The sequence below is a fragment of the Streptomyces sp. NPDC021096 genome (genome assembly GCF_040641275.1).
In the GTDB taxonomy this organism is placed as follows: Bacteria; Actinomycetota; Actinomycetes; order Streptomycetales; family Streptomycetaceae; genus Streptomyces.
The window spans coordinates 21,860-42,339 of sequence record NZ_JBFADG010000021.1 but is presented as its reverse complement, the minus strand read 5'-3'; the positions used below and the strand labels follow the sequence as shown (position 1 = coordinate 42,339).

Here is a 20,480-nt window from a genome sequence, read left to right as displayed (position 1 = left end):
AAATCGCTGGTCGGGACGGCGGGATTTGAACCCACGACCCCTTGACCCCCAGTCAAGTGCGCTACCAAACTGCGCCACGTCCCGGTGCTTGTCCGGCCCGGGCTCTCGCCCTCGCCGACCGCGCATGAGAACAATACCGCACTTCGCGAGGTGGTCGCGCACGGCTTTGCGCCCCGTGGAGCCAGGTGCGGGGCACCACCCCGCCGCTACGCACGGTGACGACGCTCCGACGCCGCGTCGAGCGTCGACGCCACACCCCCGTGCCCCGTTCGGATGAAGAATCCCGGCGAGCCCCAGTGATCGACCGGAGTGATCGACCGGCGGTCGGCCGGTGATCGACTCCGGGCGGACCTCCTCACCCACGCGCCGCCCACCCGTCACGCGCGCACCCCGGGTCGCCCCCTCACGCCATCGGCCCCGTACCGACATTCACCTGTTTTTGGCAGTTGATGAGGTGTTGACCTATCCCGTGTGTGCCGTGCAACGATCGCCTTTTGGATTTTAGCTGCCACCTCGCGTAACTCCCTTGACACAGGAGGACAGTTGAACACCAGCATCTCCCGGCGCAGATTCCTGCAGACGGCGGCGGCCGGGACCGCCGCCGTGGCCGGTGCGGCCGGGGCGGCCGGCGCCGCCGTCGCGCTGCCCGGGGGCGCGACGGCGCCCTCGGCGGCGGGCTCGGGGCGTACCGTCCTCTCCTTCACCGGGGCCACCAACGGGGCCGCTTCCCTCTCCCCCGCCGGTGACCGGCTGATCGCCGAGGTGCAGAACGTCCTGTGGTCCGTCCCGCGCAAGGGCGGGGACGCCGTGGCGATCACTCCGGTGGATCTCGAGCCCACACGGCCCGTGCACTCGCCCGACGGCAAGTGGCTCGCGGTGTGCGCCTACCGGGACGGGGGGTTCCACATCTGGACGCTGCGGACCGACGGGTCGGGGCTGCGGCAGGTGACGGACGGGCCGTGGGACGACCGGGGGCCGGCGTGGTCGCCGGACGGGACGCGGATCGCGTTCGCCTCCGAGCGCGGGGGTGATCCGGTGGCGGGCAGTCCGTACCGGGTGTGGGTGGTGGACGTGCGGACGGGTGGGCTGACGCAGGTCACCGGGGTGGCCGGGCAGGAGGGGCCGGGGCAGGACGGGGCGTGGGAGGACTTCGATCCCGTCTGGTCGCCGGACGGGAGCCGGCTGTGGTTCGTGCGGGGCCGCGTGGTGGGGACGTCGCTGGAGGCCCGTACGGTCGCCTCCGTGCCGGCCGACGCGCGGGGGCCGGTGCGGACCGAGCACACCGAGAGCGTCGCGGCGCAGGTCATGACGCCCGCCGTCGCGCCGGGCGGGCGGCTGGCCTATCTGCGGACGACGGCCTCGCCCGAGGCCACCTGCACCCTCGTCGTGGACGGCGGCGCGGTCGCCGTCGACGGGGACGTGGAGCCCGTGCCCCCGCGGTGGGTGTCCGGCGAGGAGCTGCTGCTGACGGTGAGCGGCCAGTTCCGGATCATCCGGCCGGAGGTGGCCGGGGCCCCGAAGGCACCGGCCGCCGACTCCCTGCCGCACCCCTCGGCGGCCCCCGCGCCCACCCCGCCGGCCGGGGCCCGCACCGCGCCCTCGGTCACGGTCCCCTTCACGGCGAAGCTGCCGGTGGACCGTCCGCGCTACGAGGTCAAGCGGTACGACTTCGCCGCGGGCGGCGGCGCGCGGCGCGTGCGTGCCGTGCATCTGCCCGCGCTCTCCCCGGACGCGCGCCAGGTCCTCTTCGCCGCGCTCAACTCCCTCTGGGTCGCGGACGTCTCCGGCGGCCGGGCGCCCCGGCAGGTGGTACGGGCCGATCCCACCCGTTTTCTCCACTCGCCCTCCTGGACGCCGGACGGGAGGGCGCTGCTCTACGCCGACGACCGCGACGGGCTGTTCGCCGTCCGCCGCCACGACCTGGCCTCCGGCGAGGAGACCGTGCTGGCGGACGGGGGGCGCGTACAGCCCGCGCTGTCGCCGGACGGGACGCGGCTCGCGTGCCTGGACCTGTCCGGGAACCTCCTCGTCCGCGACCTGGTGGCCGGCGAGGACCGGGTGCTGGCGGCGCCGCTGGGCGCCGGCGGGCTGCCGGGCAGACCCAGCTGGTCACCGGACGGGCGCTTCGTCGCCCTCTGCGACCGCAACCGCCTCAATCAGCGGTTCCGCGAGGGCTACAACCTCATCCGCGTCGTCGACACCCGGCACGACAGCGTCCCCCGCCTGCACGCCATCGCGCCGCACGCCTCGATCTCCGACCGCTTCGACGCGGGGCCGATCTGGTCGCCGGACGGCCGCTCCATGGCCGTGATCAGCGAGTCCGCGCTGTGGCTGGTGCCCGTACGGGCCGACGGGACGCCCGAGGGCGCACCGCGCCGGCTGACGGACGAGGCCGCCGACCACCCGTCGTTCTCCGCCGACGGGCGCAAGATCCTCTATCTGTCCGCCGGGCGGCTGCGGCTGCTGGACACGGCGAGCGGCAGCACCCGTACGCTCCCGGTCGCGCTCGACTACCGGCGCCCGGCCCCCGCCGACACCGTCGTGCGCGCCGGCCGGTTCTGGGACGGCACGGGCACGACCGTGCGCGAGGACATCGACATCGTGGTGCGGGACGGCCGCATCGCCGCCGTCGAGCCGCACCGGGCGCGGCGGTCCGCCCGGCGCACGGTCGACGCCTCGCACCGGACGGTGATCCCCGGCCTGTGGGACGCCCACACCCATCCGTGGCAGCTCACCTACGGCGGCCGGCAGACGGCCCTGCAGCTGGCCTACGGCATCACGACGGCGGTCTCCTTCGGCGGAGGCGCCTACGAGCAGGCCCGGATCCGCGAGGCCGTGGCGGCCGGCGCCCTGGCCGGGCCGCGGCTGCTGAGCACCGGGGAGCTGCTCGACGGGTCGCGCGTCGCGTACAGCATGGGGCGCGCGCACCGCACCCGGGAGGGGCTGCGCCGGTCGCTGAGCCGGGGCGAGGCCCTGGACTGGGACTTCGTCAAGACCTACGTCCGTGCGCCGGGCTGGGTGATGCAGGAGGCGGCGCGCTTCGCGCACGAGCGGCTCGGGGTGCGCTCCGGGAGCCATCTGTGCTCGCCGGGCATGCAGCTGGGCCAGGATCTGACGACCCATCTCCAGGCCACGCAGCGGCTGGAGTTCGGGCACGCCACGTCGGCGACGGGGCGTTCGTACCAGGACCTGACCCAGATCTACACCGCGGGCGACTTCCATCTGATCGCCACGCCCTTCACCTCGGTGCCGCTGCTGGGCCAGGACCCCGCCCTCGCCAAGGACCCCCGCGTCACCGAGCTGATGCCGCCCTGGGACGTCACGCTCGTCCAGCAGACGGCCGCCAAGGCGCCCACCGCCGCCCAGTTGGACACGCTCCGTCGTGAGCTGGAGGTCTACCGGCGGGTGCTGGAGGGCGGTGGGATGGTCGCCCTCGGCACGGACGCCCCGCTGGTGCCGGTCGGCCTCTCCCTGCACATGGGGCTGCGGGCCCTGCACCGGCACGGGCTGTCGGCCGCGCAGGCGTTGCGCACCGCGACCGTGCTGCCCGCGCGGGTGTTCGGCGCGGAGCGGGACCTGGGCACGCTGGAGGTCGGCAAGCTCGCCGACGTCACGGTCGTCGACGGCGACCCCTTCACCGACTTCGACACGCTCGTACGGACGACGTCGGTGCTGAGCGGCGGCGTCGAGTACCGGCAGAGCGAGCTGGTCGGGGCCTACGAGCGGGTGGGGAAGCCGGCGGTGCGCCACGGCCGGCCGCACGAGGACTGGCCGGCCGTCGGGCGGCAGCTGCGCCGTGACTCGTGCTGCGACATGGAGCACGGCCCGGGCCACTGACGCCCGGCTCCGGGAAGCCGACCGCCCGCGCACTCCCCCGAGGCGGGTGCGCGGGTGGTCGTCCCGGTGGGCCGTTTCCTACTCCTTGATCTCGTAGGAGTCGCCGTAGACCTTCCACTTCAGCGGCGGCTGGAAGTCGAAGTTGCCCTCCTTGACGAACACGCGCTGCGCGGTGTCGACGCGGCTGGTGTCCTCGTGGGCCTTCTCGCTCTGCATGGCCTTCTTGCGGGCGTCGAGGAAGGCGTTGAGGTACGTCTTCTCGTCGCCGCCCTGCGCCGGGGGCTTCGCCTTCGACAGGGCGGTCTTGCGGATGCCGCCGAAGCTGTACTTGCCGTCGCCGCCGCCGTGCATGACGATCGCGTCGTAGTAGATGAACTGGCCGAGCGCGCGCAGACCGTCCTGCTTGGCCTGCTTGACCGAGGGGTTGAAGTACACCCGGTCGCGCTCGGACTCCTGGGCGTCCTGGAACGCCTTGTCCTGGGCGGCCTTGCGCCAGGCGTCCTCGAAGGACTTGCCCAGGCCGTCGTGCGAGTCGCCGCCGTTGACCTTGCGCAGGGCGGGGAGGAATTTGGCGAGCGGGTTGCCCGGCTTCTGCTTGGTGTAGAGCTCGACGAGGTCGAGCATGTCGCCGGTGCCCGAACAGAAGCCGATGATGCCGGCGGTGTAGCCGCGGCCGTCGCCTATGTCCTCGATGTACTTGAACTGGCCGCGCCAGTCGAGCGAGGAGTTCTCCGCGCTGGAGACCACCCGCATGGCGATGTCCTTCTTGTGCGGGTCGTCCAGGCTGGTGGCGGCCGCGGCCGACACACCCGCGTCCGGGAGTCTCGAGGGTGCCGCCGCCTGCCCGACTCCCCCCAGGGCCAGGGAGAACGGCAGGGCCACCGCCATCCCGGTGAGGACGACCCGAGCGGTCCTCCTCGTCATCTGCGCCGTCATCTGCGTCGAGGTGCGCGTGGGCATGCAGAACTCCGTTCCCGATCGTCCGGAATGGGTTAGGAAGCTTTCCTAACCGTTGTCAGGCATTGAAGCGGCCGGTCCACTTGCCTGACAAGAGGGACACGCACGCGTGTGCGTAAAAACGTCAAACGTTCGAAGATCGTCGGCTGACGCCCCATCGGATCCGGCCAACGGCGTTGCTACGCCCGCAGGATGGACTCCGCCTCGCTCGCTCCGGCCGACCCCGCCCCGGCGGCCGGAGCACCGGCGGACGCCTCCGTGCCCGCGACGACGCCGTCGGCCGGCACCGCGGCCTCCCGGCCCGCCGGACGTGCCGCGACCGCCCGCCACCACAGCTCGAGCGGCAACCCCACACCCGGTTCGAAGGGCTGGCCGGGCCGTGGGGCGACGACCCGCGCTCCGGTGCGCCGCGCCGCGGTGACCGTCCCCTCGGCGGGCTCATCCCAGGGGTGCGGGGCGAGGTTGAACGTGCCCCAGTGGATCGGCAGCATGACGCCCGCCGCCGCGTCGCCGCCCTGGAGGTCGAGGTGGGCGCGCATGCCCTCCTCGGGCGTCATGTGGATGTCCGGCCAGAACTCGCTGTACGCACCGATCTGCACCATCGTGGCGTCGAACAGCCCGTACCGGTGGCCGATGTCCGCGAAGCCCGGGAAGTAGCCGGTGTCGCCGCTGTGGAAGATGCGGTGCTTCTCGCCCGCGACCACCCACGAGGCCCACAGCGTGTGCTGGGTGTTGCGCAGCGCCCGGCCGCAGAAGTGCCGGGCCGGGGTCGCGGTCAGGGTGAGTCCGGCGACGTGGGTCGATTCGTGCCAGTCGAGCTCCGTGACGCGCTCCGCCGCGACGCCCCAGTGCTCCAGGTGGGCACCGACGCCGAGCGGGACGACGAAGGCCACCCCGGTCCGGGCCAGCGCCCGGACCGTCGCCATGTCCAAATGGTCGTAGTGGTCGTGGGAGATGACCACGGCGTCCAGGGGGCCGGTCTCGGCCAGCGGCACCGGCACGGGGTGCAGCCGTCTGGGGCCCGCGAAGGAGAACGGCGAACAGCGCTCCGACCACACCGGGTCGAACAGCACCCGGGCGCCGTCGATCTCGGCCAGCACGCTGGAGTGGCCCATCCAGGTGAGCCGCAGCCCCGAGGCGGCGGGCGTGGCCAGGTCCGCGACGGTGGTGGGGTGGACGGGCACGGCGTGGGCGGGGGCCCTGCGCAGGCGCTCCTCCTTGCGGAAGTACGTGGGCAGGAACGCCAGCATGGACGAGGACGGCGTGGCCCGGGTGCCCTCGGGGTTGACGAACACGCCGCCGGAGAAGTTCGGCGACCGCCGGATACGCGCCATCCGCTCCCCCGCCGGATCCGCGCCGAACGCGGCCGGGCGCAGCGAGTCGAGTGGTGAGTACGTCGGGCGGGAGCCGGTCACGGCGCCTCCAGGGCAGTGGGGGCACCCCCATGCCGTCGGGCCGTGGGGGAGGCGGGTCACCCTCATTATCCGGCCACGCCGGTCACAGCCCGCTCACCCGCAACGTGATGTTCAACCGTCCCTTCAGCCCCAGGGCCGCGGGAGCGGTGCCCGGCAGCGTCCGGGGGACGCCGTGGTAGGCCAGGCGCGAGGGGCCGCCGAAGACGAAGAGGTCGCCGCTGCGCAGCTCGACGTCCGTCCAGGGGCGGCCCCGGTCCTGGGTGTTGCCGAACCGGAAGACGCAGCTGTCGCCGAGGCTGAGCGAGACGACCGGCGCGTCGGACTTCTCGTCACTGTCGCGGTGCAGGCCCATCTTCGCGGCGTCGTCGTAGAAGTTGACGAGGGCGATGTCGTACGCCTCCGGGCCGGCCTCCCGCCCGTAGGCGTCCGCCACCGCGCGCCGGGCCAGCTCCTCCAGCCAGGGCGGGAACGGCTTGACGGGCGATCCGTCGCCGTCGACGACGGTACGGGCGTAACCATAGGGGAACCAGTGCCAACCCAGTCCGACCGATTGGACGGACATCTGCCCTCCGCTCGGCATCCGCACCCTGTGCAGGCCGGCGGGTGGCCTGGCCCACTGGCGGCAGGCCTGGAGCAGGCGGAGCTGGGCGGCCCCGTCCAGCCAGGCGGGGAGGTGCACCGCGCCGGGGGCGATCTCCGCCGGGGGCCGGGGGAAGAGCTCACCATCCATGCCGCCACCCTAGGACAGGCCACTGACACCGCCCCTGACCTGCGCATTTAAAAAACTTTCGGAACGGTGTCACGTTTTCGCGGGGCCGGTCCGTCGTACGGTCGAAAGCAACCGCTCCTCTTCTGCTGGAGGCACCGGCCATGGCCCGCATTCCGCTCGATCCGCCCCGCACCCCGCTGACCCGTCTCGCCGCGTGGTACAGCAGGCGTACCTACGGCAAGGTCCTCGAACCGCTGATGGCGCTGGCGCACAACCGCCGGGTCCTGGTCTCCGACTCCCTGTTCGAGTTGTCGGTGGCCCGCTGGAAGAAGCTCGACCCCGGCCTGAAGGACCTCGCCGTCATGGCGTCGTCCGCGGCCATCGGCTGCTCCTGGTGCATGGACTTCGGGTACTGGGAGAGCCGGCGGCGGGGCGTGTCGCACGAGAAGCTGCGCGACGTGCCGTGCTGGCGGGACAGCGAGGTCTACACCCCGCTGGAGCGGGACGTGCTGGAGTACGCCGAGGCGATGACCGCCACTCCGCCGGTCGTCGAGGACGACCTGGTGGAGCGGCTGCGCGGGCGCCTGGGCGAGGCCGCCCTCGTGGAGCTGACGGCGATGGTGGCGGTGGAGAACCTCCGCTCGCGCATCAACTCCGCGCTGGGGCTGACCAGTCAGGGCTTCAAGGACCGCTGCGAGATCCCGGTGCGCCCCGGGGCGTGAGGGCGGCGCGGCGCCCGTTCAGCCCTTGCGGCCCACTCCTCCGTAGAAGATGGTGTTGCTGAGCTCCTCGGGGCCGGGCACCGGGCCGTCGGGTCGCCACAGCGGCACCCGTACGAGGCCGGGGTCGAGGAGCTCGAAGTCGCCGAAGAGCGGCTCGATGGCGGCCTTGCCGCGCAGGTTGAGGGCGGCGGTGGCGTTCTTGTAGACGTCCAGCACGCCGTCGCGGGCCACGGTGTCGGTGCGGCCGGCGGCGTAGCCCTCGTACGGCTCCTCGGTGGCGTGGGAGAGGACGAGCACGCTGCCGGCGGGCAGGGCGTCGCCGAGGGTGGCGACGATGCCCGCCGGGTCCTCCTCGTCCTTGACGAAGTGCAGGACGGCGACGAGGAGCAGGGCGACGGGCTCGTCGAAGTCGATCAGCTCGCGGACGACCGGGTCCTCCAGGATCGCCCGGGGGCGGCGTACGTCCGCGAGCGCGAAGCCGGCGCCGCCCGCGTTGGTCAGCTTCGCCCCCGCGTGGGTGGCCACGATGGGGTCGTTGTCGACGTAGGCGACGCGGACGTCCGGGGCGATCTCCCGTGCCACCTCGTGGGTGTTGGGCGAGGTGGGGATGCCGGTGCCGATGTCGAGGATCTGGCGGATGCCGCCGCGCACCGCCTCCTGCACCGCCCGGCGCAGGAAGGCGCGGTTGGCGCGGGCGGACAGCCGCACCTGGGGGTGGACCTCGATGACGCGCTCGGCCGCCGCGCGGTCGACCTCGTAGTTGTCCCAGCCGTCGAGGTAGTAGTCGTACATGCGGGCCGGGTGCGGCCTGCTGGTGTCGATCTCCTCGGCGGGGAAACCCTGTCCGCCCGCGCCTATGCCGGGCATGCCTTGCTCGATCACGCCGTGTTCCCCTTCGGTACGCATGCAGTTGTCGCCGCTCGGTCGGATGCGGCCGGCCCCTCGCGCCTGTCCGGCCCTACTCGGCGCTCACGCTCGGTCCCGCCAGCAGGAAGTCGGCCTCGCCGGCCTTCGCGCCGCGGATGAAGGTCTCCATCTCGTGGTGCGTGTAGATCAGCGCGGGGCCGCCGGGGTCGGTGGACTGCCGCAGGGCGATGCGGCCGTCCACCAGTCGCATGACCTCGACGCAGCTGCCGCCGTTGCCGCCGCTCCACGGCTTGCTCCAGCCCTCGGTGCCGAGGTCGCTCGCGGGCATGCCGTTGTATATGTGATCCAGATCCATGGTTCAGATCTCCTTACGAATGCCACCCAGGATCGCCTTGGTGGTGTGTGCCGGCGCGGCCTGCGCGCACATCCGGTCCAGGGCTTCCAGGAAGGACGAGACGTCGTCGCGCTGGTCGAAGTACGAGGCTCCGACGAGGTTTTCGGCGTACGCGATGTCCGGCAGCTCCTGGATGGGGAACCGGAAGATATGGAAGGGGCCGTACATCGCCGGATGCGGGCCGGCGGCGAACGGCATGAACTGCAGCCGTACGTTGGGCATGTCCGTGGCCTCGATGAGCCGGTCGATCTGAGCGCGCATCACCTCCGGCCCGCCGATGGGCCGGCGCAGGACCGTCTCGTCCATCACCACCCACAGCAGGGGCGCCCGGTCCCGGGTGAGCAGGGCCTGGCGCTGGCGGCGGACGGTGACGGCGCGCTCGATGTCGGCCTCGCGGGCGTGCGGCATGCCGGCGCGGAGCACGGCGCGGGTGTAGTCCTCGGTCTGCAACAGGCCGGGGATGTAGTGGGGTTCGTAGGCGCGGATGAGGTTGGCCTCACCCTCCAGGCTGACGAACGCGCTGAACCACTCGGGGAGCACGTCGCGGAACCGGTGCCACCAGCCGGGGCGGTTGGCCTCGCGGGTGAGGGTGAGGAAGCCTTCGACCTCCTCGGGGTCGAGGACGCCGTAGACGTGGAGGAGCTTCTCCACATACGGGATCTTCAGCCCGACCTCGGCCTTCTCCATCCTGCGGACGGTGGCGTGCGTGACGTCCAGGGCGCGGCCCGCCTCCTCGTAGGAGAGCCCGGCCTTCTCCCTCAGGTCCTGCAGCCGTCTGCCGAGCACGACCCTCAGGACCGTCGGCGCGCCTGCCGGCCGCGAGTCCGCCACTGTCCACCCCCTCCAACTGCCGTCATATGCCAGCAGTGTGCCACGCAGTCTGTCGACCGGACAGACTGTCCTTGCGATTCTGTAATTTGCAGATTGAACCTTGCCACAGATGAGCTCTATCGCACATAGTTGCGGAGTGCTCCCCTCCCATGACGCACCCTCGCTCGGGTTCTGCGGCAGCTACCTCGCCGGCCGCCTGCAGGACGCCTTTCACTTCCCCGCCCTCAACGCCTCGGTGGCGGAGGCGCGAAAACGAGTTCTCGCGCGGCTGCGGGAGTGGGGCATAGACGAAGTGGCCTGCGACGACGCCCAGTTGGTGGTGTCGGAGCTGTTCACCAACGCGGTGCGGCACACGGACAGCGACAAGGTCAGCTGTCAGCTGCGGATCAGCGCGGTGGCTCTGCGCATAGAGGTCGCGGACCAGGGGCACACCCCGACGGAGCCCAGAGCGCGGTGCAGCGGTGCGGACGAGGAGAGCGGGCGCGGACTGCTGCTGGTCGGTGCGCTGTCCCAGGCCTGGGGGGTCCGGCCCGACGACACCGGCCGAGGCCGTGTCGTCTGGGCCGACCTGCCGCACGGGCGGCTCCCCCGCTGACCCCCTCGTATATGGCCCTAGAGCGGCAGCAGATCCGGCCGCTTGGGCTCGACGTTGTCGCCCGAGGACTCGCCGCGCAGCCGGCGCCCGATCCACGGCACCAGGTGCTCGCGCGCCCAGTGGATGTTGTCGCGGCGCACCTCGGCGGGCGACCGCTGGCCCTCGTCCGGCCATTCCTGGTCCGGGTCGGCCGGCACCCGCAGACCGAGCACCTGGGCGGCGCGCAGCGCCACGCGGGTGTGCCCGTCCGCCGAGAGGTGGAGCCGGTCCTCGTCCCAGGCCCGCCGGTCCTGCACCGAGCGCAGCGACCACAGGTCGAGCACCGGGCAGTCATGACGGTCGGCGATGGAACGCACATGGGCGGTGTAGGTCGCGATCTTGCCCCGCAGGTGACGCAGGACCGGCACGCCGCGGGTGTCGAATCCGGTGCACAGCAGCACCGTGCCGACGGAGTCCTTGAGCCGGACCACGGCCGCCTCGTAGCGCTCCGCCACGTCGTCCGGGTCGCTGCCCGGCCGCAGGATGTCGTTGCCGCCCGCGCAGAAGGTCACCAGGTCCGGGCCGAGCTCGACGGCCCGCGGCACCTGCTCCTCGACGATCTGGTCCAGGAGGCGCCCCCGGACGGCGAGGTTGGCGTACGTGAAGGAGTGCTCCGCCTGCTGGTCGGAGAGGAGTACGGCCAGTCGGTCGGCCCACCCGATGAAGGTGCCGTCGGGTCCTGGATCGCCGACGCCCTCGGTGAAGCTGTCCCCGACGGCTGCGTACGACCCGATCGCGCTCTTGCTGAATGAATTCGAATCGTCTGCCACGTCAGTACATCTTTCACCTTACGGAGTGACCTACGCCACCGTAACCAGGGGTTGACGTGCCGTGATGTATCCCACCCCGGCAAAATCCCGTCAGCCGGAATACGATCGGCTGCGGCATCCGCGACCCGAGGAGCGCACGTGACACAGACGCCGCACGTCCCGTCGACCGAGCCCGAGCTGGCCGGAATCCGCAACTTCCGCGACCTGGGCGGGCTGCCGGCCGCCGACGGGCGGCGGGTACGGCCCGGCGTCCTGTTCCGCAGCGGCCACCTCGCGCACGCGACGGACACGGACGCGGCCTTCCTCGACTCGCTCGGCCTGCACACCGTATTCGACTTCCGCAACGCCGCCGACATCGCCCTGGAGGGCCCGGACGTCGAGCTCACCGGGGTGCGGAACGTGAACATCCCGCTGTCCGACCCCGCGGACGGCAGCGAGTTCTGGCGGATGGTCCGCGACGGCGGCCTGGACACCCTGCGGTCGGTCCTGGGCCAGGGCCGGGCCGCGGACCGGATGGCCGAGTCGTACCGCGCGATGATCGTCACCCGCACCGCCGAGCACGGCCGGGTGCTGCGCACCCTCGCCGACGACAGCGTGCCCGCCCTGATGCACTGCGCCGCCGGCAAGGACCGGGCCGGACTGTCGATCGCGGTGACGCTGCTCGCGCTCGGCGTTCCCCACGAGGCCGTCGAGGCCGACTACCTCGAGTCGAACGCGCCGCACCGCCGCTACCGCGTGCGGCGCGGCGACGGTACGGACGCGGACCGCTCGCCCGAGGTGAGCGAGCTGCTCTCGCCGCTGTTCGAGGCGCGGGCGGCGTATCTGGCCGCCGCGTTCGCCGCGATCACCGAGACCTGGGGGACCACGGAGCGGTATCTGGCCGAGGGGCTGGGAGTGGACCCGCTGATGCGCGAGCGGCTGCGGGAGCTGCTGCTCACGGACTGACCGGGCGACGTGGGGGCCGTGCGCCGCGGCCCCCACGGTCCCCTCAGCGCCCGCCCACCGCCTGCTTGACCAGCGTGCGCCCGAAGTCCCACATCAGGGCGCCGCCGTCGTGGGCGTCGTCCATGACCGCCTCGAAGGCCGTCACGAAGCGGTCCACCTCCCGCTCGCCGATGATCAGCGGCGGGATCAGTTTGATGACCTCCAGATGGTCGCCCGAGACCTGGGTGAGGATGCGGTGCCGCTGCAGCAGCGGCACCACGACCATCTGGGCGAACAGCCCCTTGCGGGCCGCCTGCAGCATCGTCCAGCGGCTGCGCAGGCCAAGGGACTTGGGCTTGCCGAACTCGATGCCGATCATCAGGCCGCGGCCGCGCACCTCGTGCAGCAGCTCGTACTTGCCGACCAGCGCCGCCAGCCGGGAGCGCAGCAGCTCGCCGGTGTCACGGGCGTTGGCCACGATGTGCTCGTCCTCCATGACGGCGAGCACCGCGAGGCCGGCCGCCATGGCCTGGGCGTTGGAGCCGAAGCTGGCCGAGTGGACCAGCACCCGGTCCATCGAGGAGTAGACCTTCTTGAAGATCCAGTCCTTGCCGAGCGTCGCACCGACCGGGACGTAGCCGCCGGAGAGCGCCTTGGCCACGCACACCAGGTCGGGCTCGACCCCCTGCTCGTGCTGATAGGCGAAGAACTCCCCCGTGCGCCCGACGCCGGTCTGCACCTCGTCGGCGATGAGCAGCGCCTTGTGCCGGTGCAGCAGCTCCTGTGCCGCGCGCAGATGGCCCGGCGGCGCGAGCTGGACGCCCTTGCCCTGGATCGGTTCGATCACCAGGGCCGCCACGTCGCCGCGGCCCAGCTCCCGCTCCAGCTGCTCCAGGTCGCCCATGGGGACCGCGGTGTCCGGCAGCAGCGGCGCGAAGCCGTCCCGGAAGCCGTCCTCGCCGTTGACCGACAGCGAGCCGGCCGTGAGCCCGTGGAAGGCGTGGGAGCAGTACAGCACCCGGGGCCTGCCGGTGGCGTACCGGGCGAACTTCAGCGCGGTCTCGACGGCCTCGGTGCCGCTGTTGCCGAAGAACACCCGGTCCAGGTGGGGCGCGTAGGACAGCAGCTTCTCGGCGAGCAGGCCCGGCAGCGGCGAACAGTCGAAGCGGGTCAGGTCGGCGAGGGAGGCGTCGAGGACGTCGTGGAGCGCCTGGCGGACGACCGGATGGTGGCGCCCCACCCCCATCACCCCGAAGCCCGCGAGCATGTCGAGGTAGTCCTGCCCCTCGGAGTCCCAGAAGTAGGCGCCCTGGGCCCGCTCGTAGACCTTGTCGAAGCCGATGGTGCGCAGCATGCGCGGCAGCTGGTGGTTGAGGTGCCGGGCGTGCAGGTCGTACCGTTCGCCACCGCGCTCGGCCAGCAGCCGGGTCAGGTCGAATCTCTTGGTGCCGTCGGCCGTCATGCGTTGTCGCTCTCCTTACCGACCAGGGCGGCCTCCTTGCGGCCGGGTCCGGCTTCCCCGGGGGCCTGCGGGGCCTCCTTGCGGGCCAGGGCCGCGCTGATCCGCCCGGCGATCTCGGCGGGGGTCAGCCCCAGGTCCGCCAGCACCTCGGCCCGTTTGGCGTGCGCCAGGAACTGCTCGGGGATGCCGAAGGTGCGCACCGGCAGGTCCACGCCGGCGTCGCGCAGCGACTGGGCCACGGCCCAGCCGACGCCGCCGGTGCGGCTGTTGTCCTCGATGACGGCGACCAGGCGGTGCCGGCCGGCGAGCGCGGGCAGCGCCTCGTCGACGGGCTTGACCCAGCGGGGGTCCACCACGGTACAGGTGGTGCCGCGGGCCTCGAGCAGCTCGGCGGCGTTCAGCGCCACCGGCGCCATGGCGCCGACCGCGACGAGCAGGACGTCCGTGACCGCGGCCTCCTGGTCCGGGCGGGCGAGGACGTCCATGCCGCCGACGCGGCCGAGGGCGGGGACGGACTCGCCCACGTTCTCCTTCGGGAAGCGCACGACGGTCGGCGCGTCGTCGACGTCGACGGCCTCGCGCAGCTGGGCGCGGAGCTGGTCGGCGTCGCGCGGTGCGGCGATGCGCAGGCCGGGAACGACCTGGAGGATCGACATGTCCCACATGCCGTTGTGCGAGGCGCCGTCGGTCCCGGTGACACCGGCCCGGTCCAGGACGAAGGTGACGCCGCACTTGTGCAGGGCCACGTCCATCAGGACCTGGTCGAAGGCGCGGTTGAGGAAGGTGGCGTAGACGGCGAAGACCGGGTGCAGACCGCCCGTGGCCAGGCCAGCGGCCGAGGTCGCGGCGTGCTGCTCGGCGATGCCGACGTCCCAGACCCGCTCGGGGTAGGCCTCGGCGAACTTCGTCAGGCCCACGGGGTGCAGCATCGCCGCGGTGATCGCGACCACGTCCGGCCGTTCGGCCCCGATCCTCAGCATCTCGTCGCCGAACACCGAGGTCCACGACGTCCCGCCGCCGATGGACAGCGGCTGGCAGGTCAGGGGGTTCATCACCCCGACCGTGTGGAAGCGGTCCGCCTCGTCCTCCAGGGCGGGCTGGTAGCCGCGGCCCTTCTGGGTCCGGCAGTGCACGACGACGGGCCCGTGGAATCGTTTGGCCCGGCGCAGCGCCGATTCGACGGCGGCGACGTCGTGCCCGTCTATCGGGCCGAGGTACTTCAGTCCCAGGTCCTCGAACATGCCCTGTGGGGCGAAGGCGTCCTTGAAGCCCTTCTTCGCGCCGTGCAGCGACTCGTACAGCGGTTTGCCGAGGAGGGGCACGCGCTGGACGGCGTCCTTGCCCCAGGACAGGGCGCGTTCGTAGCCGTCGGTGGTGCGCAGGGTGGCGAGGTGGTTGGCGAGGCCGCCGATGGTGGGGGCGTAGCTGCGTTCGTTGTCGTTGACGACGATGATCAGCTGCCGGTCCTTGGCGGCGGCGATGTTGTTCAGCGCCTCCCAGGCCATGCCGCCGGTCAGGGCGCCGTCGCCGATGACGGCGACGACGTGGCGGTTCCAGCGCCCGAGCACCTGGTTGGCCTTGGCGAGGCCGTCGGCCCAGCCCAGCACCGTGGAGGCGTGGCTGTTCTCGATGACGTCGTGCTCGGACTCCTCGCGCGAGGGGTAGCCGGACAGGCCGCCCTTGCCGCGCAGCTTGGAGAAGTCCTGGCGCCCGGTGAGCATTTTGTGGACGTACGACTGGTGGCCGGTGTCCCACAGGATGCGGTCCGCGGGCGAGTCGAAGGCGCGGTGCAGGGCGATGGTCAGCTCCACCACGCCGAGGTTCGGGCCGAGATGGCCGCCGGTCCTGGCCACGGCGTGGACCAGGAAGTGGCGGATCTCCTCGGCGAGGTCGGTCAGCTCCTCACGGTCCAGTGCCTTCAGGTCGCGCGGACTGCGGATGTTCTCCAGCAACGACACGCCGGCCCCCTCCTTTGTCGGCCTGCCCGTACAGGCCTCGTTGTCGGACTCCGCCGGTCAGAGCACGGTGACGGCGGGCGGCCCGGAGAGGGCGCCGTCCGCCTCCATCTGCTCGGCGAGCTTTATCGCTTCGTCGATGAGGGTCTCCACGATCTTGGACTCGGGGACGGTCCTGATGACCTCGCCCTTGACGAAGATCTGGCCCTTGCCGTTGCCGGACGCCACGCCCAGGTCGGCCTCGCGGGCCTCGCCGGGGCCGTTGACGACGCAGCCCATCACCGCGACGCGCAGGGGCACCTCCATGCCCTCCAGGCCCGCGGTCACCTGGTCGGCGAGTTTGTAGACGTCCACTTGCGCCCGGCCGCAGGACGGGCAGGAGACGATCTCCAGACGGCGCTGGCGCAGCCCCAGGGACTCCAGGATCTGGATGCCGACCTTGATCTCCTCGGCGGGCGGGGCGGACAGCGAGACGCGGATGGTGTCGCCGATGCCCTCCGAGAGCAGCGCGCCGAAGGCGACGGCGGACTTGATGGTGCCCTGGAACGCCGGGCCGGCCTCGGTGACGCCCAGGTGCAGCGGGTAGTCGCACTGGGCGGCCAGCTGGCGGTAGGCGTTGACCATGACGACCGGGTCGTTGTGCTTGACCGAGATCTTGATGTCGCGGAAGCCGTGCTCCTCGAAGAGCGAGCACTCCCACAGGGCGGACTCGACGAGCGCCTCGGGGGTGGCCTTGCCGTACTTCTCCAGCAGGCGGCGGTCCAGCGAGCCGGCGTTGACGCCGATGCGGATCGGGGTGCCGGCGTCGGAGGCCGCCCTGGCGATCTCCTTGACCTTGTCGTCGAACTGCCGGATGTTGCCCGGGTTCACGCGGACCGCCGCGCAGCCGGCGTCGATGGCCGCGAAGACGTACTTCGGCTGGAAGTGGATGTCCGCGATCACCGGGATCTGGGACTTCCGGGCGATGACCGGCAGGGCGTCGGCGTCGTCCTGCGACGGGCACGCCACCCGTACGATCTGGCAGCCGGAGGCCGTCAGCTCGGCGATCTGCTGCAGCGTCGCGCCGACGTCGGCCGTGACCGTCGTCGTCATCGACTGCACCGACACCGGCGCGTCCCCGCCGACCGCCACCGTCCCGACCTGGATGCGCCGGGCGGGGCGGCGCACCGCCAGGGCCCGGGCCGGTACGGCGGGGAGCCCGAGGGATACCGGCTCCGTCGTGGCCATGACCGTCAGCCCCGGTTGCCGGAGACGGTCTCGCGGGCCGCGCGCAGCGACTCCTTCAGCGAGCCCATGGTGGCCAGGACCGCCGTCGGTTCGTAGCCGCAGTGGGCCATGCAGTTGGCGCACCGCGGGTCCTTGCCGCGCCCGTACTTGTCCCAGTCGGTCTCCTCGATCAGCTCCCGGTACGTCGGGACGTAGCCGTCGCTCATCAGGTAGCAGGGGCGCTGCCAGCCGAAGAGGGAGTAGTTGGGGATGGCCCAGGCGGTGCAGGGGAAGTCCGCCTTGCCCTCGAGGAAGTCGAGGAACAGCGGGCTGTGGTTGAGCCGCCAGCGGCGCCGGTTGCCGCCGGCGAAGGCCTTCTTGAACAGCTCGCGGGTCTGCTCGACGCCCAGGAAGTGCTCCTGGTCGGGTGCCTTCTCATAGGCGTAGGCGGGCGAGATCATCATCTCGTCCACCCGCAGGTCGTCGTTGAGGAAGTTGAGGACCTCGACGATGGTCTGCGGGGTGTCGGTGTTGAAGAACGTCGAGTTGGTGGTGACCCGGAAACCGCGCCGCTTGGCCTCCTTGATGGCCTCCACCGCTTCGTCGAATACGCCTTCCTTCGCAACGGACTCGTCGTGCCGCTCACGCAGTCCGTCGATGTGCACCGCGAATGCGAAATACGGGGAAGGCGTGAACTTCTCCATTTTCTTCCGCATCAGCAGGGCGTTGGTGCACAGGAAGACATACTTCTTCCGGGCCACCAATTGGCGTACAATCTCATGGATCTGAGGGTGCATGAGCGGTTCGCCGCCCGCGATCGAGACCATTGGCGCACCGGACTCCAGAACCGCGCCGACCGCCTGAGCAACGGGCATGCGCTGCTTGAGCACGCCTGCCGGATGCTGGATCTTGCCGCAGCCCTCGCACTTGAGATTGCAGGCGAAGAGCGGTTCGAGTTCGACGATCAGCGGGAACTTCTCCCGCTTCCGGAGCTTCTGCTCAAAAAGATAGGTCCCGACCCGGATGGTCTGGCGGAGCGGCATGGCCATCTAGCTCACCTCCTGGGGAGCAGCAAAGAACGGTGCCATTCGAAAAAGGCCGGCAGGACGGTGCGGAGCACGCGGAAAGCCGATATTCCACCCCGCAAGGTCCCGATTCGTACGAGTTCATGTTCTGGAGCGTCCACGACCACTCTTACGGCCGCAACCGGGCGTGAGCCGGCCCGCGCGGCGCTTCGGAGCGTCGCGGCCGACTCCATGTCCACGGCCAGTGCGCCGGCGGCGTGCAGGGCCGCGCGTTCCGCGCCGCGCACGACGTGGTCGGACCCCACGAGCAGGCCGGTGTGGATGACGCGCCGGGGCGCCACGTGCGCCAGCTCTTTGGCGAGCAGTTCCACGCCGGTGCACTCCGTGCGCCCCGTCGCGTCCCGCGTCTCGTCGGCGACGACCAGGTCGCCGGGGTGCATTCCGGGGGCCAGGCCGGCGCAGAAGCCGGTGGCGATGACGGCCGCGTCGGCACGGATCGTGCCGTCGGTCAGGGCCCGGGTCACCGCCCGTTCCGCCGCCTGGGGCCCCATGCCGGTGCGCAGTACGGTCACGGGCCCGGCGGCGCCGCCCGCACCGCCGCGCAGGGCCAGGCGCTCGATGCCGAGCGCGCAGGCGACCAGCAGCGGTGCGGGGGCGGGGGTGCCCGTGCCGGGTGTCATCAGACCTCCAGCCGTTCGGTGGCGAAGGGCTCGCCGTGCACGTACCGGCCGAGCGCGGTGAGCGGGAACACCTGGCGGTAGAGGTGGTAGTTGATGGAGAAGTCCCAGGGGAAGCCGGTGCCGGTGAACTGCGGCTCGTCCCAGGAGCCGTCCTCGCGCTGGGTGTCCGCCAGCCAGTGCACGCCCCGCTCGACGGCCTCGCTGTCGTGCTCCCCGGCGGCCAGCAGGGCCAGCAGCGCCCAGGCGGTCTGCGACGCGGTGGAGGCGCCGCGCCCGATCCACTCGCGGTCCCGGTACGAGCGCAGGTCCTCGCCCCAGCCGCCGTCGCCGTTCTGCACGCCGCGCAGCCAGGCCACGGCCCGGCGGATCGCCGGGTGGGCGGGGGGCAGTCCGGCGGCGACCAGGGCCGGGACGACGCAGCCGGTGCCGTAGACGTAGTTGACGCCCCAGCGGCCGAACCAGGCGCCGCACTCCTCCTGCTCGGCCAGCAGCCACTCGATGCCGCGCCGGGTGCGCGGGTGGTGCTGTTTGCCGAGGACCGCCAGCATCTCGACGACGTGCGCGGTGACGTCGGCGGAGGGCGGGTCGACGACCTCGCCGAAGTCGCAGAACGGCAGCCGGTTGGGGAACGGGCTGGTGTTGTCGGCGTCGAAGGCGCCCCACGCGCCGTTCCCCGACTGCATGCCCGCGGTCCAGCGGGCGGCCCGGCGGACGGCCTCCTCGACCCGGCCGGGGTCGGGGTGGCGGACGCGCTTGAGGGCGAGGACGACCTCGGCGGTGTCGTCGATGTCGGGGTAGTTGTCGTTGTGGAACTCGAACGCCCAGCCGCCCGGGGGCAGTTCGGGCCGTCGTACGGCCCAGTCGCCGGAGCGCAGGATCTGCTCGTCCAGCATCCAGTCGGCGGCCTTGACGAGCGCCGGGTGGTCGGGGCGCACGCCCGCGTCGGCGAGGGCGACGGTGGCCAGACAGGTGTCCCACACCGGGGACTGGCAGGCCTCGATCATCCGGACCGGGGCGCCGTCCGGGTCCTCGTGCCATACGGCGAAACGGTCCAGCGACTGGAGCCCGGCGCGCAGCACCGGGTGCTCGAGGTCGTAGCCGAGGAGGTGGAGGGCGATGACGGAGTAGACGGCGGGCGGCTGGATGCCGCCCCAGCAGCCGTCGTTCTCCTGCCGCTCGACGATCCAGCGCGCCGCCGAGGCCAGTGCGGCACGGCGCAGCGGGCGGATCGGGAAGCGGTGGTAGGCGTGCAGCACCTTGTCCAGGCGCTGGAAGAGGCCGTCCCAGCCGGTGAGGGGGGCGAGCGGGCGGGGCGGGACGGGCCGGCGCGGGTCGGTGTGCAGCTCGTCGAGGGCGAAGGGCGCCGGGCGCACGGGGCGCAGCGCGGAGACGATGGTCAGCGGCACGATGGTCTGCCGGGCCCAGCAGCCGAAGGCGTAGATGCCGAGCGGGAACTTCTTCGGCAAGTAGACGATTTCCGGGGGGAGTTCGGGGAGGTCCTCCCAGCGCCACCAGCCGAAGAGGGCCAGCCAGATGCGGGTGAAGACGCGGGCGGCGGCGATGCCGCCCTGTGCGCGGATCCAGGCGGAGGCCGCGGCCATGTGGGAGGCGTCGGGGGCGTCCCCGGCGAGCCGCAGGGCGACATAGGCCTCGATGGTGGTGGAGAGTTCGGCGGGGCCGCCGTGGAAGGTGGCCCAGGTGCCGTCGGGGCGCTGCTGGGAGCGGATCCAGCGGGCGGCGGCCGCTGTGGTCCGCTCGTCCTGGATGCCCAGGAACCGGCGGAGCAGCAGGTCCTCGGCGTCCATGGTGACGTTGGTCTCCAGGTCGCCCTTCCACCAGCCCTGGGGGTCCTGGCGGGACAGCAGGTGTTCCACGGCGCGGGTGGCGGCCCGCTGCGCGGCTTCGTACGTCTTCGGCGACCCGGTGGCCGCCACGTGCGGAGGCAAAACGGTTGTGCTCGGGCCGGCCTCGGCTGCACGGGGCGGCAAGGCCCCGGTGCCGTCGGTCGTCGCTGTCATGGCTTCCCCTAATGCAGTGAGTTTCTTCTCTGCCGTACTGCTTGTGACTGCCGTACTGGGGGGCTTCCGTCGGC

17 protein-coding genes and 1 tRNA gene are annotated in these 20,480 nt (G+C 72.0%); 4 read left to right on the top strand and 14 right to left on the bottom strand.

The genetic code is table 11. The features are described from left to right. Positions 1 to 7: 7 nt before the first annotated feature. A tRNA-Pro gene (locus AB0G59_RS22945) sits at positions 8 to 84 on the bottom strand. A 459-nt stretch (positions 85 to 543) separates the two neighbouring features. On the opposite strand from AB0G59_RS22945, the gene AB0G59_RS22940 reads away from it, so the two are divergent. Continuing rightward, on the top strand, positions 544 to 3,837 hold the full coding sequence (locus AB0G59_RS22940) for an amidohydrolase family protein (RefSeq protein ID WP_360914525.1): 3,294 nt from the start codon (positions 544 to 546) through the stop codon (positions 3,835 to 3,837). 78 nt (positions 3,838 to 3,915) lie between these two features. Here AB0G59_RS22940 and AB0G59_RS22935 read toward each other — a convergent pair whose 3' ends face one another. The 3 genes from AB0G59_RS22935 to AB0G59_RS22925 form a co-directional block, all read right to left on the bottom strand. Beyond that, a complete protein-coding gene (locus AB0G59_RS22935) occupies positions 3,916 to 4,797 on the bottom strand; it encodes a chitosanase (RefSeq protein WP_360914522.1) in 882 nt (293 codons plus the stop codon). A gap of 176 nt (positions 4,798 to 4,973) precedes the next feature. Next, entirely contained in the window at positions 4,974 to 6,209 is a 1,236-nt protein-coding gene (locus AB0G59_RS22930; RefSeq protein WP_360914519.1) for an MBL fold metallo-hydrolase, read from the bottom strand. Positions 6,210 to 6,291: 82 nt separating this feature from the next. Next, positions 6,292 to 6,939, bottom strand: coding sequence for an alpha-ketoglutarate-dependent dioxygenase AlkB (locus AB0G59_RS22925; RefSeq protein WP_360914516.1), 648 nt, complete (start codon positions 6,937 to 6,939; stop codon positions 6,292 to 6,294). Positions 6,940 to 7,079: 140 nt separating this feature from the next. Here AB0G59_RS22925 and AB0G59_RS22920 point away from each other — a divergent pair, with 140 nt between their 5' ends. After that, positions 7,080 to 7,640, top strand: a complete 561-nt coding sequence (locus AB0G59_RS22920; protein WP_360914513.1) for a carboxymuconolactone decarboxylase family protein — start codon at positions 7,080 to 7,082, stop codon at positions 7,638 to 7,640. An 18-nt stretch (positions 7,641 to 7,658) separates the two neighbouring features. Here the strand turns inward: AB0G59_RS22920 and AB0G59_RS22915 are convergent, their stop codons facing one another. From AB0G59_RS22915 to AB0G59_RS22905, 3 genes are all read right to left on the bottom strand, one after another. Then, positions 7,659 to 8,507 carry an SAM-dependent methyltransferase gene (locus tag AB0G59_RS22915; RefSeq protein ID WP_360914635.1) on the bottom strand — a complete coding sequence of 283 codons (849 nt, stop codon included), beginning with the start codon at positions 8,505 to 8,507 and terminating at the stop codon, positions 7,659 to 7,661. A gap of 91 nt (positions 8,508 to 8,598) precedes the next feature. Next, entirely contained in the window at positions 8,599 to 8,862 is a 264-nt protein-coding gene (locus AB0G59_RS22910) for a DUF397 domain-containing protein (RefSeq protein ID WP_071965397.1), read from the bottom strand. 3 nt (positions 8,863 to 8,865) lie between these two features. After that, positions 8,866 to 9,732: a Scr1 family TA system antitoxin-like transcriptional regulator gene (locus AB0G59_RS22905; RefSeq protein WP_071965398.1), complete on the bottom strand. Its 867-nt coding sequence runs from the start codon at positions 9,730 to 9,732 to the stop codon at positions 8,866 to 8,868. Between the two features lie 136 nt (positions 9,733 to 9,868). Between AB0G59_RS22905 and AB0G59_RS22900 the strand changes: the two genes are divergently transcribed. After that, entirely contained in the window at positions 9,869 to 10,327 is a 459-nt protein-coding gene (locus AB0G59_RS22900) for an ATP-binding protein (RefSeq protein ID WP_360914509.1), read from the top strand. A 17-nt stretch (positions 10,328 to 10,344) separates the two neighbouring features. Here the strand turns inward: AB0G59_RS22900 and AB0G59_RS22895 are convergent, their stop codons facing one another. Beyond that, the gene (locus AB0G59_RS22895; RefSeq protein ID WP_071965399.1) at positions 10,345 to 11,136 is read right to left on the bottom strand and encodes an SGNH/GDSL hydrolase family protein; all 792 of its coding nucleotides are present in this window, start codon (positions 11,134 to 11,136) and stop codon (positions 10,345 to 10,347) included. A gap of 138 nt (positions 11,137 to 11,274) precedes the next feature. Here AB0G59_RS22895 and AB0G59_RS22890 point away from each other — a divergent pair, with 138 nt between their 5' ends. Beyond that, a complete protein-coding gene (locus AB0G59_RS22890; RefSeq protein ID WP_360914505.1) occupies positions 11,275 to 12,081 on the top strand; it encodes a tyrosine-protein phosphatase in 807 nt (268 codons plus the stop codon). Between the two features lie 43 nt (positions 12,082 to 12,124). Here AB0G59_RS22890 and AB0G59_RS22885 read toward each other — a convergent pair whose 3' ends face one another. The 6 genes from AB0G59_RS22885 to shc are packed head-to-tail and all read right to left on the bottom strand — an operon-like array spanning position 12,125 to position 20,406. Continuing rightward, the gene (locus tag AB0G59_RS22885) at positions 12,125 to 13,522 is read right to left on the bottom strand and encodes an aspartate aminotransferase family protein (RefSeq protein WP_360914502.1); all 1,398 of its coding nucleotides are present in this window, start codon (positions 13,520 to 13,522) and stop codon (positions 12,125 to 12,127) included. Further along, on the bottom strand, positions 13,519 to 15,480 hold the full coding sequence (dxs, locus tag AB0G59_RS22880; protein WP_360914499.1) for a 1-deoxy-D-xylulose-5-phosphate synthase: 1,962 nt from the start codon (positions 15,478 to 15,480) through the stop codon (positions 13,519 to 13,521). The genes AB0G59_RS22885 and dxs overlap by 4 nt, the downstream gene beginning before the upstream one ends. A gap of 57 nt (positions 15,481 to 15,537) precedes the next feature. Then, positions 15,538 to 16,704, bottom strand: a complete 1,167-nt coding sequence (ispG, locus tag AB0G59_RS22875) for a flavodoxin-dependent (E)-4-hydroxy-3-methylbut-2-enyl-diphosphate synthase (protein WP_071965403.1) — start codon at positions 16,702 to 16,704, stop codon at positions 15,538 to 15,540. A gap of 5 nt (positions 16,705 to 16,709) precedes the next feature. Beyond that, positions 16,710 to 17,732, bottom strand: a complete 1,023-nt coding sequence (gene hpnH, locus AB0G59_RS22870) for an adenosyl-hopene transferase HpnH (protein ID WP_071965404.1) — start codon at positions 17,730 to 17,732, stop codon at positions 16,710 to 16,712. A 5-nt stretch (positions 17,733 to 17,737) separates the two neighbouring features. After that, on the bottom strand, positions 17,738 to 18,388 hold the full coding sequence (locus AB0G59_RS22865) for a 1-hydroxy-2-methyl-2-butenyl 4-diphosphate reductase (protein ID WP_360914495.1): 651 nt from the start codon (positions 18,386 to 18,388) through the stop codon (positions 17,738 to 17,740). Next, the gene (shc, locus tag AB0G59_RS22860; RefSeq protein ID WP_360914492.1) at positions 18,388 to 20,406 is read right to left on the bottom strand and encodes a squalene--hopene cyclase; all 2,019 of its coding nucleotides are present in this window, start codon (positions 20,404 to 20,406) and stop codon (positions 18,388 to 18,390) included. The genes AB0G59_RS22865 and shc overlap by 1 nt, the downstream gene beginning before the upstream one ends. Positions 20,407 to 20,480 lie beyond the last annotated feature (74 nt).